The sequence below is a fragment of the Paraburkholderia sp. A3BS-1L genome (assembly GCF_051125215.1).
GTDB lineage: Bacteria > Pseudomonadota > Gammaproteobacteria > Burkholderiales > Burkholderiaceae > Paraburkholderia.
Genome location: NZ_CP120444.1, coordinates 1,006,587 through 1,027,459, shown reverse-complemented (window position 1 = coordinate 1,027,459; position 20,873 = coordinate 1,006,587). Strand labels below are relative to the sequence as shown.

17 protein-coding genes are annotated in these 20,873 nt (G+C 63.4%); 9 read left to right on the top strand and 8 right to left on the bottom strand.

Annotated features, from left to right (window positions below):
* Positions 1-4 precede the first annotated feature (4 nt).
* A complete protein-coding gene (locus P5W99_RS29795; protein WP_421027421.1) occupies positions 5-1,429 on the bottom strand; it encodes a DUF2254 domain-containing protein in 1,425 nt (474 codons plus the stop codon).
* A 348-nt stretch (positions 1,430-1,777) separates the two neighbouring features.
* Here P5W99_RS29795 and P5W99_RS29790 point away from each other — a divergent pair, with 348 nt between their 5' ends.
* The 3 genes from P5W99_RS29790 (at position 1,778) to P5W99_RS29780 (ending at position 5,272) form a co-directional block, all read left to right on the top strand.
* Positions 1,778-2,098, top strand: a complete 321-nt coding sequence (locus P5W99_RS29790; RefSeq protein ID WP_421027420.1) for a hypothetical protein — start codon at positions 1,778-1,780, stop codon at positions 2,096-2,098.
* Positions 2,099-2,319: 221 nt separating this feature from the next.
* The gene (locus tag P5W99_RS29785; protein ID WP_434664716.1) at positions 2,320-4,569 is read left to right on the top strand and encodes a TonB-dependent receptor; all 2,250 of its coding nucleotides are present in this window, start codon (positions 2,320-2,322) and stop codon (positions 4,567-4,569) included.
* Between the two features lie 19 nt (positions 4,570-4,588).
* The gene (locus tag P5W99_RS29780) at positions 4,589-5,272 is read left to right on the top strand and encodes a Fe2+-dependent dioxygenase (protein WP_421027418.1); all 684 of its coding nucleotides are present in this window, start codon (positions 4,589-4,591) and stop codon (positions 5,270-5,272) included.
* Positions 5,273-5,287: 15 nt separating this feature from the next.
* Here P5W99_RS29780 and P5W99_RS29775 read toward each other — a convergent pair whose 3' ends face one another.
* The 3 genes from P5W99_RS29775 to betC form a co-directional block, all read right to left on the bottom strand.
* Entirely contained in the window at positions 5,288-6,430 is a 1,143-nt protein-coding gene (locus P5W99_RS29775; RefSeq protein WP_434664714.1) for a porin, read from the bottom strand.
* Between the two features lie 232 nt (positions 6,431-6,662).
* Positions 6,663-7,637 carry a choline ABC transporter substrate-binding protein gene (locus P5W99_RS29770; RefSeq protein WP_421027416.1) on the bottom strand — a complete coding sequence of 325 codons (975 nt, stop codon included), beginning with the start codon at positions 7,635-7,637 and terminating at the stop codon, positions 6,663-6,665.
* 24 nt (positions 7,638-7,661) lie between these two features.
* Positions 7,662-9,200, bottom strand: a complete 1,539-nt coding sequence (gene betC / locus P5W99_RS29765) for a choline-sulfatase (RefSeq protein WP_434664712.1) — start codon at positions 9,198-9,200, stop codon at positions 7,662-7,664.
* Between the two features lie 178 nt (positions 9,201-9,378).
* Here betC and P5W99_RS29760 point away from each other — a divergent pair, with 178 nt between their 5' ends.
* Entirely contained in the window at positions 9,379-10,299 is a 921-nt protein-coding gene (locus P5W99_RS29760) for a choline sulfate utilization transcriptional regulator (protein WP_421027414.1), read from the top strand.
* 42 nt (positions 10,300-10,341) lie between these two features.
* On the opposite strand, the gene P5W99_RS29755 is transcribed toward P5W99_RS29760, so the two are convergent.
* On the bottom strand, positions 10,342-11,310 hold the full coding sequence (locus P5W99_RS29755; protein ID WP_421027413.1) for a GlxA family transcriptional regulator: 969 nt from the start codon (positions 11,308-11,310) through the stop codon (positions 10,342-10,344).
* A 343-nt stretch (positions 11,311-11,653) separates the two neighbouring features.
* Between P5W99_RS29755 and P5W99_RS29750 the strand changes: the two genes are divergently transcribed.
* The 5 genes from P5W99_RS29750 to P5W99_RS29730 all read left to right on the top strand — a co-directional run bounded on the left by P5W99_RS29750 (position 11,654) and on the right by P5W99_RS29730 (position 16,231).
* On the top strand, positions 11,654-12,604 hold the full coding sequence (locus tag P5W99_RS29750) for a choline ABC transporter substrate-binding protein (protein WP_421027412.1): 951 nt from the start codon (positions 11,654-11,656) through the stop codon (positions 12,602-12,604).
* Positions 12,605-12,664: 60 nt separating this feature from the next.
* Positions 12,665-13,594, top strand: a complete 930-nt coding sequence (locus P5W99_RS29745) for a 3-keto-5-aminohexanoate cleavage protein (RefSeq protein WP_421027411.1) — start codon at positions 12,665-12,667, stop codon at positions 13,592-13,594.
* Between the two features lie 59 nt (positions 13,595-13,653).
* Positions 13,654-14,619: an L-carnitine dehydrogenase gene (locus tag P5W99_RS29740; protein WP_434664709.1), complete on the top strand. Its 966-nt coding sequence runs from the start codon at positions 13,654-13,656 to the stop codon at positions 14,617-14,619.
* Between the two features lie 89 nt (positions 14,620-14,708).
* The gene (locus P5W99_RS29735; RefSeq protein ID WP_421027409.1) at positions 14,709-15,200 is read left to right on the top strand and encodes a thioesterase family protein; all 492 of its coding nucleotides are present in this window, start codon (positions 14,709-14,711) and stop codon (positions 15,198-15,200) included.
* 38 nt (positions 15,201-15,238) lie between these two features.
* On the top strand, positions 15,239-16,231 hold the full coding sequence (locus P5W99_RS29730) for an alpha/beta hydrolase (protein WP_421027408.1): 993 nt from the start codon (positions 15,239-15,241) through the stop codon (positions 16,229-16,231).
* A gap of 11 nt (positions 16,232-16,242) precedes the next feature.
* On the opposite strand, the gene P5W99_RS29725 is transcribed toward P5W99_RS29730, so the two are convergent.
* The 3 genes from P5W99_RS29725 to P5W99_RS29715 all read right to left on the bottom strand — a co-directional run bounded on the left by P5W99_RS29725 (position 16,243) and on the right by P5W99_RS29715 (position 20,687).
* Complete coding sequence (locus P5W99_RS29725) at positions 16,243-17,988, bottom strand: diguanylate cyclase (RefSeq protein WP_421027407.1); 1,746 nt, start codon at positions 17,986-17,988, stop codon at positions 16,243-16,245.
* Positions 17,985-19,133 (bottom strand): extracellular solute-binding protein, encoded by a 1,149-nt coding sequence (locus P5W99_RS29720; protein WP_421027406.1) that lies wholly within the window; start codon positions 19,131-19,133, stop codon positions 17,985-17,987. Before P5W99_RS29720 ends, P5W99_RS29725 begins: the two co-directional genes overlap by 4 nt.
* Positions 19,134-19,646: 513 nt before the next feature.
* Positions 19,647-20,687: a LacI family DNA-binding transcriptional regulator gene (locus tag P5W99_RS29715; protein ID WP_434664707.1), complete on the bottom strand. Its 1,041-nt coding sequence runs from the start codon at positions 20,685-20,687 to the stop codon at positions 19,647-19,649.
* Between the last annotated feature and the right edge of the window lie 186 nt (positions 20,688-20,873).

Genomic DNA, 20,873 nt, shown 5'->3' with positions numbered 1-20,873 from the left:
TTCTTTATCGCCCCGCATGCGTGGTGGCTTCCGGCTCTGATGTGTGGTCGGGGTCCATGCTGACAATGAGTCGAGGCCGGCTCCTTGCGCTGGACGCGACGGACGAGCCGCCCAGCCCCTGGGTGTCGCCGATACGCGCCAGGATCGCGTCTTCGGCCAGAATGTGCTCCCGTTCAATCGCTGCGTCCAGGAGGTCACGTTCGCTGCGTAAAGCGGCGTGATGCGATGCGGGCAACGTCGTCGTCAGGTTATCGATCATGGCCCGAAGGCGCCGGCCAATCTGGATGCTTCCGGCTCCTGCCATCCGGATTTCCCTGAAGCACATATGAACATAGTCTTCCCAGTCAGGCGTGTAAAAGGCCACCCGGGGTTGCCCGCTCTCGTCGTAGATTTCGCGGTTGGCCAGCGAGCGCTTTCCAATCATCCCGAGCAGCCTGTGCAATTGATCGATTGCCAGAACTGCTGTCGTCGGATCGTTGATGGCCGGCGACAGCGCTTTCAGCGCGATATCCACCTCGATGCGGAACGCGAACATGGGATCCTGCTCCATCGTCCTCTCGGAGCCGAGTGCGACGAGGTTTTCCAGCCGACGGCCGTCCAGCGCCCAGGAATTGCCATACAAATAGAAAAGCGGCTCATCGGTTGCAACGAAATCGCCGACCTGAACCGCGAATTCAATAAAACAATCCGCACGCTGCGCCTCGCGCACAAGGCCTGGCAGATTGACGGCCAGCACGACGCCGGACCTGCCGCGCAGGCAAACGACGCGGTTCGCCGGCTCACGTCTCATTCGTGCGCTGTCCACTTCCGCGGCCGCGGCGTCGTCCGCCAGGGCGGCGTCTCCCTGCTCGGACAACTTGTCGGGATACACATTGCGGATGACGATGAATCCCAGCTCGGCGACACGGCCCACGAGACTCACTGGCCTCAGGAGTCGCGCCGAATAGTCGATCAGCAGGATGAACGCCACGAGCGACGCGAGCCCGATCGCGGTGGCAAGGGCAACCTGCAATTGCGGTATGAGCGTGCCCTGGCCGAGCTCGGTCATCGTCCTGTGGGTCCAGAGCATCGAGAAGACGAATAGCCCCACCACCCAACGGATGACGTTGTTCCGGAGCAGGGTTGTCGCGATGATGCGTGGCGTGTATTGCCCCCCCGCGATCTGGATCGCGACGAGCAATGAGCTGAAGGTAAATACGAGGCACGACAGGTTGAGCGTGAAGATGCGGTCGAGTATGGCGTGGGCCTCATCCGCGCTCACGGAGAGGAATCCGTTCTCAACGTCATAGCCATGCGTGCTGATGAGCCACTCGCCGACGGCAACAGCGACACGTTTGAGAATCATGGCGGACATCACCGCGAAAACCGGTACGATCCACAGCGACGAGCGCACGTGGCTGATCAGGCTGTATCGGCGGTTCCAGGCCATTTCACCCTCCTTCGTCCAGGTACGGCCGCTATCTGGAACTAGACTCGCCCTTGCCCCTTCGCCAGTTGATGCATATCAACGCCGCCGTGATCGCCGGAGCATGCTGAGATTTCGCGGCCGTCGATCGTTCCAGCAATGCACGTATGAGCGATTCCCCCTCGTTTCCAAGGCATCGCAGATCAATGCCCGTATTTTTCAGGCGCTGGCACGGCATTGATATACGTCAAACGAACGTTGCTCTCGAGGCATAGCCTGTTGTTCGGCGATACATCAGAACGCCCAGCACACAACCGAGCGGCACGGGAAACGCGAAATCGATGACTTGATGTCTTCTGAAAGGTGAACTCCATGAATGAGCCAACCATCTGGCTTACGGCGCCCGTCCTCTCTCACGGCACCGAATTGTGGTTTTCCGCGTACGGGTTTGCGTGGGGATACCGTGCCTTTGCCATTCCGTATGAAGTCGTCTGCGAAACGCTGGGCGCAGCCGACCACACTGAAGCGCAGATCCGGCTCGCCTTCCAGCTGGGAAAGCAGACGGTTCTGCGGGCGGTCCGGCAGCATGATGACCAACCCTACGAGGGTCAGCGCATCCGTCTTTTGCTTGGGCCCATTAATTCGACGGCGATCACCCACCGCGACACGGCGGCCCTCGCGATGAGCGGCTGAAAGTGTTGCTGAAATGCTGCCAACTGATTGAAACCGACTGAAATATATGGAATGATATCGATTCTCATTTCCCGGAAGAATTCGGGACGTTTAAACCAGGACCAGCCAGCCTAGCGTCGTTTCCCCGTGCATCTGGGGCGGCTCAGCCAGCCACCCCGCCCGCGCTGTTGCGCCATGCGTGCGCAATCGATCGCGCGGATTATTCCTTGCACAGGGCCCCCATGTCGAACAGGACGCCGCTCGCGAGTGCGCTCGCGCTGGTCTTTGCCGTACCTTTTGCTTCGTCCGCGCTCGCCCAGAGCGCGCCAGTTGCCGCGCAGCAGAGCGAGTCTGCCCCGCCAGCTCGGGCCACTCCGCCAGCTCGGGCCACTCCGGCCACTCCGCCAGCTCCGGCGACTCCGGCCACGGATAACGCCACGCTGCCCGCCATCTCCGTCTCGGCGCAGGCCCCCGGCCAGCATAATCAGGACTTCCAGGCTGAGACCTCGACCGTGGGCGCAAAAACGCCCACGGCGCTGCGCGACATCCCCCAAAGCGTCACCGTCATCAACAAGGCCGTGATGCAGTCGCAGGGCGCCACCTCGTTTCAGAACGCCTTGCGCAACGCGCCGGGCATCACGATCGGCGGCGCGGAAGGCGGGCAGATCGGCAACAACATCAATCTGCGCGGCTTCACCGCACAGAATGACATCTATCTGGACGGCTTTCGCGACCGCAACCAGTACTACCGCGACACCTTCGACCTCGAGTCGATCGAAGTGCTTTACGGTCCTTCGTCGATGCTGTTCGGACGCGGCTCGACAGGCGGCGTGATCAATCAGGTGACCAAGCACGCGACGCGCAAGCCGTTCACCGAAGTCTCGGCCACCCTCGGCACCGACGACCGCTATCGCACGACGCTCGACCTGAACCGCCCGCTCGGCGACCATGCCGCGTTCCGCCTGAACGCGTTTGGCCAGTCGATGGGTTCGACGCGCGACCAGATGAAGAACAAGGATTACGGCTTCGCTCCCGAGCTGCGCTTCGGGATTGGCACCCCCACCGAGATCACGCTCTCGGCGCTCATCCAGCACAACCGCGATATGCCCGATTATGGTGTGCAGTCGATTAACGGGCATCCGTTCGCGCCGTCGAAGAGCACTTTCTACGGCCTCACCGACGACCGCACGATCCAGGACGTGCAAACGGTGTCGGCGCGCATCGATCACACCTTCAACGAGCAGTTCAAGATCAGCAACCAGACGCAGTTCTCGCACTCGCGCACCGATGCGCGCGAGACCGCTCCGGGCGCCGTGCTGACCGGCCCGCTCGCCTCGAGCCCGGCGCTGAAAAACGGCAACTACACGACGTTGCCGCTTTCATCGCTGTACGTGAAGCTCGCGAGCCACGACCGCGTGATCGAGAACCACTCGATCTATAACGATACGATGGCGCAATACAAGTTCTCCACGGGCGCCGTGAAGCACGAGATGATTGCGGGCGTCGAAATCGGCCACGACAGCTATACGAACCAGGCCACGACGCGCAACAACCTGCCGATCGTCTCGCTGCTCGACCCCGTCTATATTCCGACACCTTCGAACGTCACGCAGACCGTGGGCAATCATGCGGAATCGGGCGCGACCTCGCTGGCCGCGTACTTCAATGAAACCATGTCGATCGGCGAGCACTGGAAGCTCATCGGCGGCGTGCGCTGGGATCGCTTCCAGGCGCACATTGCGAACACCGTGAGCGCGCCCGCCTACGCGGACCAGACCAATACCTTCACGAGCGTGCGCGCCGGCGCGATCTACCAGCCCACCGACTGGCAGTCGTATTACTTCTCGTACGGCACCTCGTTCAATCCGTCGCTCGAAGCGCTCACGGTCACGAACAACACGCAGAACCTCGCGCCCGAGAGCAGCAAATCGTATGAAGTGGGCGGCAAATGGGATCTGCTGGGCGGCAATCTCTCGGTGACGTCGGCGCTTTTCCAGCAGGAAAAAGACAATGCGCGCACGCAGACATCGACCGGCCAATACATGCTCGAAGGCGACATTCGCGTGCGCGGCTTTCAGGCGGGCGCCACGGGCCACATCACGAACAAGTGGCAAGTGTTCGCGGGTTACACGTATATGGACGGCGTGATCCTCAAGGCGCCCGACGGCACCCAGGGCCACACGCCGGCCAACACGCCGCGCAACACCTTCACGCTGTGGACCACGTATGCGTTCACGCCGCATTGGGAAATCGGCGGCGGGCCGACCTATATGTCGTCGCGCTATGCGTCGAACACGAATTATGTGGAAACGGGCGGCTATACGCGCTGGGATGCGATGGCCGCGTATCACGCAAAGAAGTGGGACGTGCAGCTCAATCTGCTGAACATCACCAACAAGTTCTATTACGACGCACTCGTTCCCTCCGATGGCGGACGTTCGGTGCCGGGCGTCGGCCGCACGTTCCTCGCTACGGCGAACTATCGTTTCTGATTCGAAAAGGAAGCACGCGATGCTGATCCATGTTCCCAACGTATTGACGCCCGAGCAGGTGCGCGCGCTGCGCGAGCGGCTCGATCATGCCGGCGATGCATGGGTCGATGGCCGCGCCACGGCCGGATGGTCGGGCGCGCCCGTCAAGCACAACCGGCAGATTGCCGAGCACACGCCGCTCGCGCGCGAGCTGGGCGACGTGGTGCTCGCGGCCATCGAGCGCCATCCGCTCTTTATCAGCGCGGCGCTGCCCAACCAGGTGTATCCGCCGCTCTTCAATCGCTACGAAGGCGGCATGACGTTCGGCAGCCATGTCGACGGCGCGGTGCGCGTGCTGCCCAATGGGCTGAAGCTGCGCACCGACGTCTCGGTCACGCTGTTTCTCTCATCGCCCGAGGAATACGCAGGCGGCGAACTCGTGGTCGAAGACACCTATGGCGTGCAGGAAGTGAAGCTGCCTGCGGGCGACATGATCGTCTATCCGGCCACGAGCCTGCACCAGGTCAGGCCAGTCACGCGCGGCGCGCGCGTTGCGAGCTTCTTCTGGGTGCAAAGCCTCGTGCGCGACGACACGAAACGCGCGCTGCTGTTCGACATGGATACCGCCATCCAGCGGCTGAACGCCAGCGACGCGGACGCCGGCGCGCGCCGTAGTCTCGTGGGCTGCTATCACAATCTTTTGCGGCTTTGGAGCGAGACGTAGGCGCGAGCGGCGCACTCAGAACGAATGCCGCATCCCGATCCGCACGTCGGCTTGAGTCGTCGAGGTCGACGGCGTGAAGCTATAGCCGATCACCGCGTCCACGCCACTCGACGCCTTCAGATAGTCACCGGAGATATACACATCCGTGCGCTTGGACAACAGATAGTGCGCGCCGAGCGAGCCCTGATTCCAGTGGTGCCCTTCGAAGTTCGTGTACTGATAGCCGCCGATCACACTGAACGCAGGCGTCACCTGCCAACTGGCGCCGCCCTCACCCACCTTCATGTGCGACGTCACGCCAAGACCCTTGATCGCGGTGTACGTGAAGTTACCCATCAGCGTCACATTGCCGATCGCATAGCTCGATCCAATGCCGAATGTGCCCTGCTTGTCCACCGGGAACGGGTTGGCCGAAAACAGATCGGTTCGCGCTCCCGTGGCGGGATCGACCGTCGCGACCTGTTGTCCGAGAAACGTGTGCACGCCGAGCATCGCGTACGGATCGAACGCGTAGATGCCATGCGGATTGTTCAACTGCGTGTAGGCGGCGCCCGCTGTGAACGATCCGTTCGCATAGTGCGCGCCCACGCTCCATGCGCTGTCCCGATGGAAGTCGCCCGCGACGTTGCCGAACGAATACATGCCGCCGAACATGAAGCCCCCGAATTCCTTCGACAGGAACTTCACCGCATTGGGCAGGCGGTCGCCGTTGAACCGGTCGAAGTCGCCCTGATGAATCGCATAACCGCTCGCCCATGCCGAGACGTTGTAGAGGTACACCATCTCTTCAGTCATATCCAGCTGATTGCCGAACGACAATGTGCCCCACTGGTTCTGCAGTCCCACATACGCCTGGCGACCGAACATCGAACCGCCAAAACCCAACTGCCCATTGCCCAGGTGAAAGCCGCTCTCCAGCGCAAAGACCGCTTGCAGGCCGCCGCCCAGATCTTCGGTGCCCTTGATGCCCCAACGGTTGCCGTACGAGATGCCATCGTCGAACTTCACGACGTGCGAGCCGCCCGTGTTGTTCACCCAGGTTATACCCGCATCGAGAATCCCGTATAACGTCACGCTGCTTTGTGCGTGACTCGCGGCGGAAACCCCGGCGAGCGCCAGTGCGACGCCCGTCAATGCTGCGGCATTCAGTTTTTTCATTGAGCTCTCTCTTGCCAGGCTATAAGGTAGGGGAACGCGAAGATGACTTCGCCGCGTGCGCGACCTGCATCACGGTCCACGCACAGTACAAATCCATATTTCGGGCAAACCGACCAGACGCGACACGCTTTGGCCTTGCAGCGACACAGGCAATAAAAGAAGAAGCGCGCAGTTCATGGCAAAACTGCGCGCGCCTCATTACATATCGTTGACGCCGCTTGCGGTCTGGTATTTAGTGAATGCCGAGTTGCGCCTGCACTGCCTGCAATCCGTCCGCACCGCTCGTGGTCGTCACACCCTTGAGCCATGCATCGAGCAATCCCGGATTGCTCTTCAGTGCATTGCGCGCCGCCACATTGACATCCATCTTGTTTAGCAGCACATTCGCGATGATCCGGTTTTCCAGATCGACATTGAATGTCATCTGCTGGAAAAGCCGCGCAAGATTTCCGCACTGGCCGGCAAAGCCCGGCCGTGTCACCGTATTCACGGTCGCGCCGCCATAGTTCGGGCCAAAAAATGCATCGCCGCCGGATAAATAGCTCAAGCGGAATTTCGTGTTCATCACGTGCGGTTCCCACGCGAGGAATACGATCCACTGCTTGTCGCGCACGGCGCGCTCCACTTGCGTGAGCATGCCCGTTTCACTCGATTCGACGATCTTCCAGTCGCCAAGCCCGAATGCCTTTTCCGCGATCATCTTCTTGATGTTCTGATTGGCCGGCGCGCCCGGCTCGATACCGTAGATCCTCCCGTTGAACTGGTCCGCATGCTTGACGAGGTCCGCGAACGAGTGCACGCCCGCCGCCGCCACATAGTCTGGCACCGCCAGCGTGAATTTCGCATTGGTCAGGTTCGCGTGCAGCACGTCGATTGAACGCTCGTCCACGAACGGTTTCACGAGCGGACCTTGGGCGGGCATCCAGTTGCCTAGAAACACGTCGATTTGCCCTTTCTTCAAGCCCTGATACGTGATCGGCACCGACAGGTTCGACACGTTCTGCTGGTAGCCCAGCGCTTTCAGCAATACGCCCGCCATGGCATTGGTCGCGTCGATATCCGACCACCCCGGATCGGCCATGCGAACCTGTGTGCAGCTTTGCGGTTCGGCAGCATCGGCAGCACGTAAGATCCCCGTCAGGGCCGCGCCAAGCGTCGCGACTGCCAGCACCGTCTTCGCAAGCGAACTTCTCCAGCTTTTGTTCATCGTGGACTCCCGTATTGATGCGATTCAGCGCGTAACGCGTGGATAGCGCGCCATGGCCTCCAGCGTGTCGAGCTCGATGTGATTGCGCATATAGCGCTGGCTCGCGTCGTTGAACGGTTGCCAGTCCCATGAGCGGATCGCGCCCTGCGTCGTTGCTTCGAAATGAAAGCGCCGACGGCGCTGGCTCGTCAGCACCGCCTGATGCAATGCCGGGATATCCCAGCGCCGCGCGACTTCATTGCGAAACGCGTCGACGAGGCTCGCGGCTTGCGGATCCGGCGCGAGGTTTACGCATTCGCCGGGATCGTTCGCGAGGTCATAGAGCTGATCGGGATCGACCGGAGTATGGATGAATTTGTACTTGCCGCGGCGGATCATCACCATCGGCGCAATCGCGCCTTCCGCAAAGTACTCGACGATCGCTTCGTCGTGGCCGCCGTCGTCCTGAAGGTGCGGCAACAGGCTGCGCCCGTCGACGGGGTCGGGCCATTGCGTGCGGCGCGTGCCAGTCGCCATCTCGACCAGCGTCGGCAGCAGATCGACATGCGAGACCGCCTGCGCCACGCGCCGCGCGCGGTATTGCGCGGGCGCATGCACGATCAGCGGCACGCGCACGCCGCCTTCGAGGCAGGTCATCTTGTACCAGAGCCCGCGCTCGCCGAGCATCTCCCCGTGATCCGACGTGACGATCACGATCGTATCGTCGGCAAGACCGGTTGCCTTCAGCGTATCGAGCAGCGCGCCGAACTGCGCGTCGACATACGACAGCGCGCCGTAATAGGCGTGCCGCGCATTGCGAATCTGCTGGTCGGTCGGTGGCGTCAGGTCCGCCTCGTAGAGATCGCGCAGGCGCCTCGAATGAGGATCGCTCTCGGCGCGCGTGAGCGTGATGCGCGGCATGTCGATGTCCTCATCGCGGTACAGGTCCCAGTACTGCTGGGTAATCGCATACGGATCGTGCGGATGCGTGAGCGACACGACCATGCAGAACGGACGCTCATCCCGTTGCGCAGCCCGCTCCCGTGCGATGTCATAAAGTTTCTGGCGCGCGGTGTAGGTGACTTCATCATCGAAATCGAGCTGGTTCGTGCGCACGCAGGGGCCCGCATCCAGCACCGAACTCATGTTGTGATACCAGCTGGGACGCACATCGGGGCGGTCCCAGTCGGGCACCCAGCCGAAATCGGCGGGATAGATGTCGGTCGTGAGCCGCTCTTCGAAGCCGTGCAATTGGTCCGGGCCGCAGAAGTGCATCTTTCCCGAAAGGATCGTCCGATAACCGGCCGCGCGCAGGTAGTGCGCGAACGTCAGCGTTTGTGCGGGCAATTCAGCGGCGTTATCGTATGCATCGGTGGCGGCGGGCAGTTTGCCCGTCATCATCGAAATGCGGGCCGGCGCGCACAGCGGGCTCGCGCAGTACGCGGCATCGAACACGACGCCTTCTTTCGCAAGCGCATCGATGCGCGGCGTCAGCGAAACCTGATTGCCATACGCGCGCAGTGCAAACGGCGTCATCTGGTCGGCCATCAGGACGAGGATATTCTGCTTTGTGACAGGGCTCATGGGCGGGGCGGATTAGAATCGTACGGTTATGCGTCGTTGCGCGGCGATGCAGGCATCGTTGTGACTCGCCGCGTGGACTTCACTATTGCCGCCTGCGAAACCTTTGTGAAGGCGGCGTACGCTTATCGGCCCATAAGGGGATGTTATGCCTGTGCCTGGTCCAGACCGTCTTCCGCCGATGCAGACGCTTTCGGCTTTCGAATCGGCCGCGCGCCTCGCGAGCTTCACGGCCGCCGCGCGCGAGCTCGGCTCGACCCAGCCCGCGGTCAGCCAGCGCATCGTGCAACTGGAAGAAGACCTCGGCGCGCCGCTGTTCGAGCGCGGGCATCGCGGCGTGACGCTCACGGCCGAAGGCGCGCTGCTCTACGAAGCCGTGCGCAGCGGTCTCGACACGATTCGCGAGGCGACCGCCTGCATTCGCGCGCGCCGCGCGACGGGCGCATTGACGATCCTCACCGACGCGGGCTTCGCCACCTATTGGCTGATGCCGCGCCTCGCGCGCCTGAAAGCGTCGATGCCGGGTGTCAACGTGAAGATCGTCACGTCGCAGCTTGGCTACGATCCTCACCGCGATCACGCCGACATTGCGATTGCATTCGGCGACGGCCACTGGCCGCCCTGCACCTCGACGCGGCTGTTCGCCGAAGCCGTCACGCCGGTCTGCTCACCTGCGTTCCGCGACGCGAATTGCACCGTGACCCGCGCCGTGACCCACCCCGCCGATCTCGCCGCGTTGCCGCTGCTGCACGTGCAACCGACCGAACCCGAGCGCTGGCTCGCGTGGGACACATGGTTTGCCGCCCATGGCCTCGCCGCGCCGGAAGAAAGCCAGGGGATCATGTTCAACAGTTATTCGCTTGTCGTGCAGGCCGCCCTGATGGGCCAGGGCGTCGCGCTGGGCTGGACGCCGCTGACCGACGAACTGATCGCATCCGGGCTTCTGGTACGCCTGCTCGACACACCCGTGACGACCGGGCGCGGCTATTACCTCGTCTGTCCGCCCGCGCGTCCCGCACCCGCCGCGGTGCCGCTTTTCCGGCGATGGCTGTTCAATGAATTGGGTGAACCAGGCGAACTTGGCGCACGCGAGCATGCCTGAAGTTGGACGCGATGCTTGCGCGCGCAACGGTATCGCCGTTAATCAGTGCCGTCGCGCCTGCGCCTCCGAACTTGCCGGACTCCTGTCGCGCCTGGGGCTCGCGCCAAACCTCGCGCGATAGGTCCGCGAAAAATGCGACGGCGATTCGAACCCGCATGCCACGCATATCGCCGTAATCGACATATCGGTCTGGCGCAGCAGCTCCCGCGCGCGATCGAGCCGCAATTGCAGATAGAAATGCGTCGGCGTGTCCTTGAGCAGCGAACAAAAGAGCCGCTCGAGCTGCCGGCGCGTGACGCCGATTGCCTGTGCGAGATCGGCCGGCGCGAGCGGCTCCTCCATGTTCTGTTCCATCACGCCGATCACCTGGATCAGCTTGGGATTGTGCACGCCATAGCGCGCGGCGATTTCCATGCGCTGATGATCGGAGCGCTGCCGGATGCGGCTCAACACGAACTGCTCGGAGATCGACGAGGCAAGCGCCGCGCCGTGACTGCGCGCAATCAGATCGAGCATCATGTCGATCGAAGCGGTGCCGCCCGCGCACGTAATGCGCCGTTCGCCGATTTCGAATAGATCTCCGCTCGCCGCCACGGACGGGTAACGCTCGCGAAACGCGGACAGCGCTTCCCAATGCAAGGTGACGCTATCGGTCGGGCGAAGCAGTCCCGCTTCGGCAAGAATGAATGCGCCCGTGTCGATGCCGCCAAGCGTGACGTTCGCGCGGTCGAGGCGCTTGAGCCAGTCGCCGAGCGCGCGGGTATAGCACGCAAGCGGTTCGAAACCCGCGACCACGAACACGCTCTGCACGTCATCGACGTCCGCGAACGCCGCTTCGGCGTTCAGCGAGATGCCATTGCTCGCGGGCACGGGCGCGCCGTCCACGCTCACGATGTGCCAGCGGTACAGGTTCTCGCGAAAGCGGTTCGCGACGCGTAAAGGCTCGATGACCGACATGAAACCGAGGGCCGAAAAACCCGGCAGCAGCAGGAACGAGATGTCTTGGGGCATCACTTGATGCTCGGGAGGTCACGTGAAGCGGATGCGTCGAATCCGGCGAGCGTAGCAAGCGCCATGCGACGCGGCAAGCAACGCCAAAAATAACCGGCCCGATGACGCAGTGCACAAGCCGTCCACAAGCCGTGCACAAGCCGTGCACAAGCCGCGCCCGGCGAGCCATTCGTCCCGCACTGTGGTTTTCCCTCATGGTCGCTCGCAAGCAAGAACGGGTCGCTGAGGGTCGATTTGGGCGCGATATGAACCGGTACCTTGATTGCACACCGGATCGGTTCAGGTCATCCGATTCGCCACCCGCAATGCAGGCTCGCCATATAACGCGTCCAGGGGGATTCTCATGAAGTTGCGCATCAAAGCCATTACCGCAGGCCTGGCCGGGCTTCTCGCGGCCATGTCCTTGCCCGCATTCGCGCAGGATCCGGCAAGCTGCCGGGCCGTCCATTTCGCGGATATCGGCTGGACGGATATTACGTCGACAACGGCGCTCGCCTCGACCGTGTTCGAAGGACTCGGCTATCAGCCCGTGACGACGGTTGCCTCCGTGCCGATTTCGTTCGCCGGGTTGAAGAGCAAGCAGCTCGACGTATCGCTGGGTTACTGGTGGCCCGTGCAGCAAATGGCAATTGCGCCGTTCATCGAGTCCAAGTCGATCAACGTGTTGCAGCCGCCCAATCTGACCGGCGCGAAAGCCACGTTTGCGGTGCCGACCTACGAATACGACGCGGGCCTGAAGACTTTCGCCGACATCGCCAAGCATCGCGACGAACTCGACGGGAAGATCTACGGCATCGAGCCGGGCAGCAGCGCGAATGCCGCAATCCAGAAAATGATCGCGACCAACCAGTTCGGTCTCGGCGGATTCAAGCTGGTCGAATCGAGCGAAGCGGGCATGCTCGTCACCGTCGAGCGCGCGGTGCGCGAAAAGAAATGGGTGGTCTTTCTCGGCTGGCAGCCGCATCCGATGAACATTCAGCTCGACATGAAATATCTGACCGGCAGCGATGGCGTATTCGGTCCCAACGACGGCGAAGCGCGCGTCTACACGCTAACGTCGACCGACTTTATGACGCGTTGCCCGAACGCTGGAAAACTCGTCAGCAATCTGCGCTTTACGACACAAATCGAAAACGTCGTCATGCAGTCGGTGATGAAGAAGGAGAAGCCCGCCGACGTCGCCAAGGCCTGGCTGAAACAGAATCCGCAGGTGCTCGATGCATGGCTGGCCGGTGTCAAGACCTATGACGGCAAGGACGGCTTACCCGCTGTCAAGGCGTATCTCGGTCTCTGATCTCGTGTCTCCAGCAGGACTCCATATTTTCCTTTGAAACGTCTAACAGGAATTGCAAGCATGAACCTTGAAGTGATCGTGACCTGTGCCGTCACGGGGGCAGGCGACACCGTCGGCAAGCACCCCGCCATTCCCGTCACGCCGAAGCAGATTGCCGACGCGGCCATCGAGGCCGCGAAAGCCGGCGCGACCGTCGCGCACTGCCATGTGCGGGACCCCAAAACCGGACGCGGCAGCCGCGACCCGAACCTGTATCGCGAAGTCGTCGATCGCATCCGCTCGGCGGATACGGACGTCATCATCAACCTGACGGCAGGCATGGGCGGCGACCTCGAAATCGGCCCCGGTGAAGATCCGATGCGTTTCGGCGCGAACACCGACCTGGTCGGCGGCTTGACGCGGCTTGCGCATGTCGAAGAGCTTCTGCCGGAGATCTGCACGCTCGACTGCGGCACGCTCAATTTCGGCGATGGCGACTACATCTACGTGTCGACGCCGGCTCAGCTGCGAGCAGGTGCGAAGCGCATTCAGGAGCTCGGCGTCAAGCCCGAACTGGAGATCTTCGACACCGGCCATCTGTGGTTCGCAAAGCAATTGCTGAAGGAAGGCTTGCTCGATGCGCCGCCGCTGTTCCAGCTGTGCCTCGGCATTCCCTGGGGCGCGCCCGCTGACACGACCACGATGAAGGCAATGGCCGACAACCTGCCGGTTGGGGCGCAGTGGGCGGGCTTCGGCATCGGCCGCATGCAAATGCCGATGGTCGCGCAGGCGATGCTGCTGGGCGGCCATGTGCGCGTCGGCCTCGAAGACAACATCTGGCTCGACAAGGGCGTGCCCGCGAGCAACGGCTCCCTGGTCACGCGCGCCATCGAGATCATCGAGCGCCTCGGCGGCCGCGCGCTGACGCCCGCCGAAGGCCGCAGGAAACTCGGCTTGCCCGCGCGCGGCGAACGGCTGCTCGACAAGCGCGCCGTCGAACAGTACGCGTGACGCGCCGAAGCGCATCGATCGCTTTAAAACCCATTCAACCCTTCAGACGATCATCGGCAATGAAAGAAATCACCAGCATCAAGACATTCGCGGCCATCGGCTCGGGCGTGATCGGCAGCGGCTGGGTCGCGCGCGCGCTGGCGCACGGGCTCGACGTTATGGCGTGGGACCCGGCCCCGGGCGCGGAAAAGCAGTTGCGCGACAACGTCGCGAACGCCTGGCACGCACTCGAGCGCGTCGGGCTCGCCCAAGGGGCTTCGCAGGAGCGTCTGCGCTTCGTGAATACGATCGAAGCGTGCGTCGCGCAGGCCGACTTCATTCAGGAAAGCGCGCCCGAGCGCGAAGAGCTGAAGCTCGCGCTGCATGAACAGGTCAGCCGCGCCGCGAAGCCCGATGCGATCATCGCGTCGTCGACATCGGGCCTGTTGCCGACCGACTTCTATGCACGCGCGCTGCATCCCGAACGCTGCATCGTCGGCCATCCGTTCAACCCCGTTTATCTTCTGCCACTGGTCGAAGTGGTGGGCGGCGAGCGCACATCGCCCGCGACTATCGATGCCGCGATGCGCATCTATCACGAGCTCGGCATGCGGCCGCTGCATGTGCGCAAGGAGGTGCCGGGATTTATCGCCGACCGGCTGCTCGAAGCGCTGTGGCGCGAGGCGCTGCATCTGGTCGACGAAGGCGTCGCGACCACGGGCGAGATCGACGACGCGATCCGCTTTGGCGCGGGCATCCGCTGGTCGTTCATGGGGACCTTCCTCACCTACACGCTCGCGGGCGGCGACACGGGCATGCGCCATTTCATGCAGCAGTTCGGCCCCGCGCTCGAATTGCCGTGGACCAAGCTCGTCGCGCCGAAGCTGACCGACGAGCTCATCGATCGCGTCGTCGACGGTACGGCGCAGCAGGTCGGGCCGCGGTCGATCAAGCAACTCGAACGCTATCGCGACGAATGCATCACGAACGTGCTGTCGGCGATTGCCGACACGAAAGCGCGCCATGGCCTGCGCGCCGACGAATAGCGCCGCGCGCTATCTGGACCCTCGCGGGGCGTTGAAGCACGATGCCCCGCGAGCGCCAACCCTCATTCAACATAACGGAGCCATTGACCATGCCGCGACACGCGCAATTGCCGGCGTATCACGACGTCGTGCGCGCCGAATGGGTCGATTACAACGGCCATTTGCGTGACGCGTTCTACATGCTGATCTTCAGCTTTGCCGTGGATGCGCTGATCGACGAGATCGGCCTCGACGACAGCGTGCGAAAAGCGCGCGGCCGTTCGATCTATACGCTCGAAGCGCATATCCACTATCTGCAGGAAATCAAGCAGGGCGCACAGGTGCGTGTCGAAATGCGCGTGCTCGCTCACGATGCGAAGCGGATTCATCTGTACCTCGAAATGTTCGCGGACGATGGCGACCAAGCCGTCGCTGCCAGCGAGCAAATGCTGTTGCACGTCGATACGAGCGGACCGCGCTCTGCGGCGTTCGATAGCGACGTGCAAACGCGCGTGCACGCGCTCGTCGACCAGCAGGCAGCGCTGCCCGTTGCCCAATATGCCGGGCGTGTAATTGCTTTGCCTGCGCAAGCCCGCAAGTGACATGCGAGCAATGGCAAGCACACCAGGAGCGACGCGTCATGCTCGAACCTGAAATCGCCGCGTTCGTCGAGCGCGCCAATGCATTTTATGCGAGCGATCACCCGGCTGAGACCGTGGACGATCAGCGCGCGACATACGAGCGGTTTGCCGCTGCGTTCACGCCGCCATTGCCCGATGGCGTGCGCACGCACGACGCGCCCCTCGCCTGCGCCGATGGACAGACGGTGATGCTGCGGCTGTACGCGCCCGCCGGGCGCGTGCAGTCCAAAGGCACGGTGCTGTATTTTCACGGTGGCGGGTTTGTCGTCGGATCGCTGCAAAGCCACGATCTGATCACGGCGCGCATCGCGGCGGATACGGGCCTTTGCGTCGTCGCCGTCGACTACCGGCTGGCGCCCGAACATCGCGCGCCTGCCGCCCACGACGATTGTCTCGCCGTCACGCGTGCGGCGCTCGACGCTCGCTTGCCGTTCGGCCCCCTCCCCCGGCCGCTGCAACTGGCAGGCGACAGCGCGGGCGGCACGCTCGCCGCGAGCGTGGCGATGCGTTTGCGCGACGAAGGCGTGCCAGGCGTGGATGGCATCGCGCTGGTCTATCCGCTGCTCGGTATCGAGCCCCAGCTGCCCGCGCGCGACACGCAAGCCAACGCGCCGATGCTCACGCTCGCCGACGTAAGACGCTACGGCGCGCTCTACTGGGGCGCGGACATCGAGAATCGGGCGCTAGCAGCATGGACCATTCCGCTCGAAGCCGCGCGCTATGACGGGTTGCCGCCCGCGCTCGCGATCGGCGTCGAGCACGATCCGCTATGCGACGACGCGCGGGTGTTCGCCGCTCGCATTCGCGCGGCGGGCGGCCACGCGCACGCGCCCGTCGGCGCCGGCCTTGTGCACGGCTCATGGCGTGCGCTGGCGACGAGCCCTGGTGCGCAATGGATGCATCGCGAGGTGTGCCGGTTCCTGGCCGCGAACGCAGCGCGACGCGCCGACGTCGAGCGCGGCGTATCCCGTGTTGGCCAGCCCGGCAGGTGAAAACGTCTCGATCAGCGCGTGCTGCAGCCATCCGACGCGCTCGCCAGCTCCTGATAGCGGACGAAGTGCGAACCCGTCGCGGCTTTCGCGGCATACATGGCGGTATCGGCTTTAGCCAGCAATTCTTCGGCATGCTTGCCGTCGGCGGGAAATTCGCTGATGCCGATGCTCACGCCCACCGTCATCAGATGCTCGCCCAGCGACACGGGCGCCTCCATCGCCAGCTGCACGCGGCCCGCCGCCACGCGCAGCGCGTCGGTCGAATGCACGCCGCCCACCAGAATCACGAACTCGTCCCCGCCATAGCGGGCAACGACATCGGAGCCGCGCAACGCCGCGCGCAAGCGCTGCGCCACGACCACGAGCGTCTGGTCGCCGGCCGAATGCCCGAATTGATCGTTGATTTGCTTGAAATCGTTCAGGTCGACGAACATCACGGCCAGCGGCTCGTCGCTCAGCGCCGCGCGGCGTAGCGCCAGATCGAGTTGCTCCATGAAGTGCGTGCGGTTCGGCAAGCCGGTCAGCGGGTCGTGCCCCGCCCGGTGCGCCAGCTCCTGCTGCCGCGTATGCAGCGCGTCCACCTGGGAGCGGATCTCCATGCGCATGCGGTCGAAGCAGCGCGCGAGCACGCCGATCTCGTCCGAGCGCGCGACGGGCAAACGCTCGATGGCGTCCTCGTCGAAGATGTGCGTCACCGCGTAGGCGAGCGTGCGCAGCGGCCGCGCCAACGCGCGCGCGAACAACACCGCCAGCACGATCGCGACGGTGCTGGAGATCAGCACGAGACGCACGATTTGCGCGCCGAGTTCGTTGGCGGGCGCGAGCACGTCGGTGAGCGGCCTCGCGAGCCCGAGCGCGATAAAGCGCTTGCCGCCCGCGAGTCCGAACGGCGAGCGCACGAACGCGAACACTTCGGCCGGCGGCTGGTTGCCACGCGCATAGCCGTTGAATGTCAGGCTCGGCGGCCCGTTCGTGAAGAGCGGCGCGGTGGCGGGAAAGCTTTTTTGCAGCAGCACGCGATGGCCGCGCTCGAAGCCGAAGGTCTGGCCCGGGTCCGGATGGAGCAGAAAATCGCCCCACTCGTTGGCCATGTACACCGCGTAGTCAGCCGGCAAATCGCGTTCGATACGCTCGAACACCTTGGTGAGATCGACGTCGATGACGAGCACGCCCACCTTGTCGCCGCTTTGATCGACAATCGGCGCACCCACCATCACTACCGGCAGCGTCGAGCTCCGGTCCGAACCGGGCTGGGCCTTCAGGCCGATGGGCGAGACGTAGACGCGCTCCGCATTCGCCGCCAGCGCGTCGTACACATACGGAAACTGGCCCTTCTCCTGCAATTGGTCATCGGGCACCACCACGATGCCACTCGCTTCGCGCTCGACGCGAACGCGCTCCAGGCCGTTTTGCCCACGCGAGATCAGGCGTATCTGCAGATACTCGGCGTGATGCAGCATGAAGCCGCTGAACACCTGCTTGAGCCGCACATCGGCGGGACGCGGCGCGTCGCCTTGCGCGACCGCCATCGACGAAGGCAGGGTCGCGAGCACGAGCGCGTCGTCGGCGACGTCGCCGAGCGCGGCGGTAAAACGCTGGCTCAGCAATTGCGTCGATGTGAGCAGGCTGCGCTCCGCTTCGTGCATGAGCATCTTGCGATTGGCGCGATAGGTCGAATAACCCGTTGCGCCCGACGCCGCCACGCCGATGCACACCAGCAGGATCGAAAGCCGCGAAGTCAGCCCGAGTTTGATCATGGCGCGAAGCGCTCCAGCGGATCGCCCGCTTTGATTCGGCGCCACAGCGCTTCGCGCTCGCCGGTGCTCTCGACGCCCTGGATCCAGACGAGGCGCGGCCCCGCGCCGGCGGCGGCACCGGCACCGGCAGCAACGCCAGACACGGGCGTCATGGTGTTGGCAAGCCCCTGGCGTTGCGTCAGCTGCTTGCCGATATCGGGCTCCAGCATGGTGTTGATCCAGTCGTAGGCCAGCGCCGGATTGGTCGCGTTGCGCGTGATGGCCCAGCAATCGAGCCACGCCAGCGCGCCCTCATCCGGAATCACGTAGCCCACGTCGACGCCGGCATGACGCAGTTGCTCGACTTGCTGCGTGCCGTAATTGCCGAACATCAGCGCCACGTGATGCTGCACGAACTGCTCGGTGGCCTCTTCAGGCAACGTGTAGTACGTGAGCAGATTGCGCCGCAGGCGCACGAGTTCGCGCGTGACGGTGCGCAATTGCCCGGGCGTCAGGTGAAACGGGTCGGGATAGCCGAGCGCCAGCGCGGCGAACGAGAAGTTGTGCTGCGCGCTGTTGAAATCGAGCACTTTGCCGCGATAGCGCGGATCCCATAGCGCCCGCATGGAATGCGGCGGCTCGGCAATCTGCTTGCGGTCGTAGATCAGCCCCATCGACGAATAGGTGAACGGAATCGCGTAGGTGCGGCCTGCGCTCACGAGCCCGCGAATCTCGGCTACGTGCTGGAAATAAGGCTGCTGCCAGCGGCGGTTCGGAATGCGCGAGAGGTCGAGCGCGGTGAGCAGGCCGGCGTGCGCATAGCGCTCGATCTCGGCGGTATTGGCCGCCAGCACGTCGAACGGCTGCGGCTCCGCGCCATGCATGCGGGCCCAGAGCGCTTCGTCGGAATCGACGAACGTGACTTCGACTTTGGCGTGGAAGCGCTTCTCGAATGCGCGGACCCAGTCCTCGTCCGCATAGCCGGGCCACGCCAGCACGCGCAGCACGGACTGCTTCGGGCCGTGAGAATCCGCGAGCGTATGCGCCCAGAAAAAAGACATCAACAGGACGGCCAAAGCCGCCGGCGTGACCCATCTGCCCACGCGGCGGCGAGTGCCTCCGCCCCGGATGAGCCGGCCAACGACCGTATTGAAGCGTCGCCTCATTTCGCCAACTTATTCGATGCTGCTTCAAGCTTTCGCGAAGCGCATTCTCATTTTTTCCCAAGCGAAAACGCCGTTTCGCTCGACCCCGCACCCCGATGGAAACCCATAATGCGTTCCCGCTGATATCTTATCGAAAATCGAAAACTAGAATATGCAATCGGAATATCTTTCGGCGCAAGGGGAAATACGGCTGGATGAAATGGGGCAAGCCTTTAAACGATATCTAACGTTATCGGCATCCGCTTTTTTATTATGAAAAAGGCCTAAGGCTCGCCCGACGGAGACAGTCGAAGCCAGTCTTAGGCAAGTCACTCATTTAATGCCCGGTCTTATTTCGTCTCGATCTCTCCAGGCGTATCGGTGACGTCTTCCGAACGGGTCACGAATCCTGCGCTACGTGTCTTCGTGTAAAGGCAGAATAGCCATGCCGACACAGAGCGGAAATCAGGTTTTCCTGATTTGCGGCTCAGGAATTGCCTGGAGCCGTCAATAACCCGTGTTGCGCGCCAAACCTCAGGCATCGTCCCGGACGGCAACCGAAGACTCGCGAACCACGAGAGATGGATCGGGCGGCGTGGCGAAGTCCGCCCCGCCCTTGCCCGCCAGATGATCGAACAGCAGCGCCACGGCTTGCGAGGCCATTTCGTCGAGATGAAGATCGACGGCCGTGAGCGGCGGCCTGCAACTGCGCGCGCGAATCCCGTCGTAACGGGTTGCGATCTTGATGTCCTCGGGCACGCGCCGGCCTGCGTCGGCAATGCCCTGCACGGCGCCCACGGCAAACGCGTCAACCAGCGCGCACAGCCCGTCGAGTTGCGGGTGCTGCTGCAACAGCGCAGCGCACGCTTCGCGGCCCGCTTCCTCGCCGCCCGCTTCGTCGGCCACCGCGATCACGGGCGGCATGTCGTGCTCCGCGCAGAATTGCTCGTACGCAGCGCGCGATTCGACATACGAATTACGCTGCTGCGCGCCGATCAAAAGCGCAATCCGCCGGCTGCCCTGCTCATGCAGATGGCGCAGCAACAGCGCCGTGGTGGCGAACGAGTGGATGTCGACATAGGGCAGCGCGTCGTTGCCGGGCATGCGGCCGAGACACACGACCGGCAAGCCGCGCGCCTGCAGATGGGCCACGTTCGCATCGTCGGCGGTGGGTTCGATCACGATGGCGCCGTCGATGTCGAGCTGGTCGAGCGGCAGCCGCCCCGCCATGATGGGCGGCACGAGCACCAGCGCAAGTCCGCGCGTGAGGGCGGCGGCGGCCGCGACCGCCGCCACCTCCATCAGAAACCCGAGCCGCGACGCGCCACCGGCGATTTCGAACGGCATCGACGAAAGCAGCGCGATGGTGCGCGCCTCGCCGGTGCGCAGCCGCTGCGCGCGCACGCTCGGGCGGTAGCCCAGATCGCGCGCCACATCCTTGACGCGCTGGCGCGTTTGCGGATCGACATAGCCCTTGTCGTTCAACGCATGCGAAACGGTGGTCGTGGAGACGCCCGCTGCGCGGGCGACGTCGGCAATGGTCGGCCGCGGCTTTGGCGGCACTGGACTTTGCATGCTGTTTCTCTCGCTTGAGTCCGGGGTTCGTGGGCTATCGCGACCAATCGGTCGATAAATAATCCGGCTTGACAAGGCCTTCAGGACGCACCATTCTACGATAGCAAATCGATTTGGGGCGTCCGCCCAATTTTTTGCACGTGATCCCAAATCGATTTGGGAGACGGTTTTTGTAGAGCAGCTTCG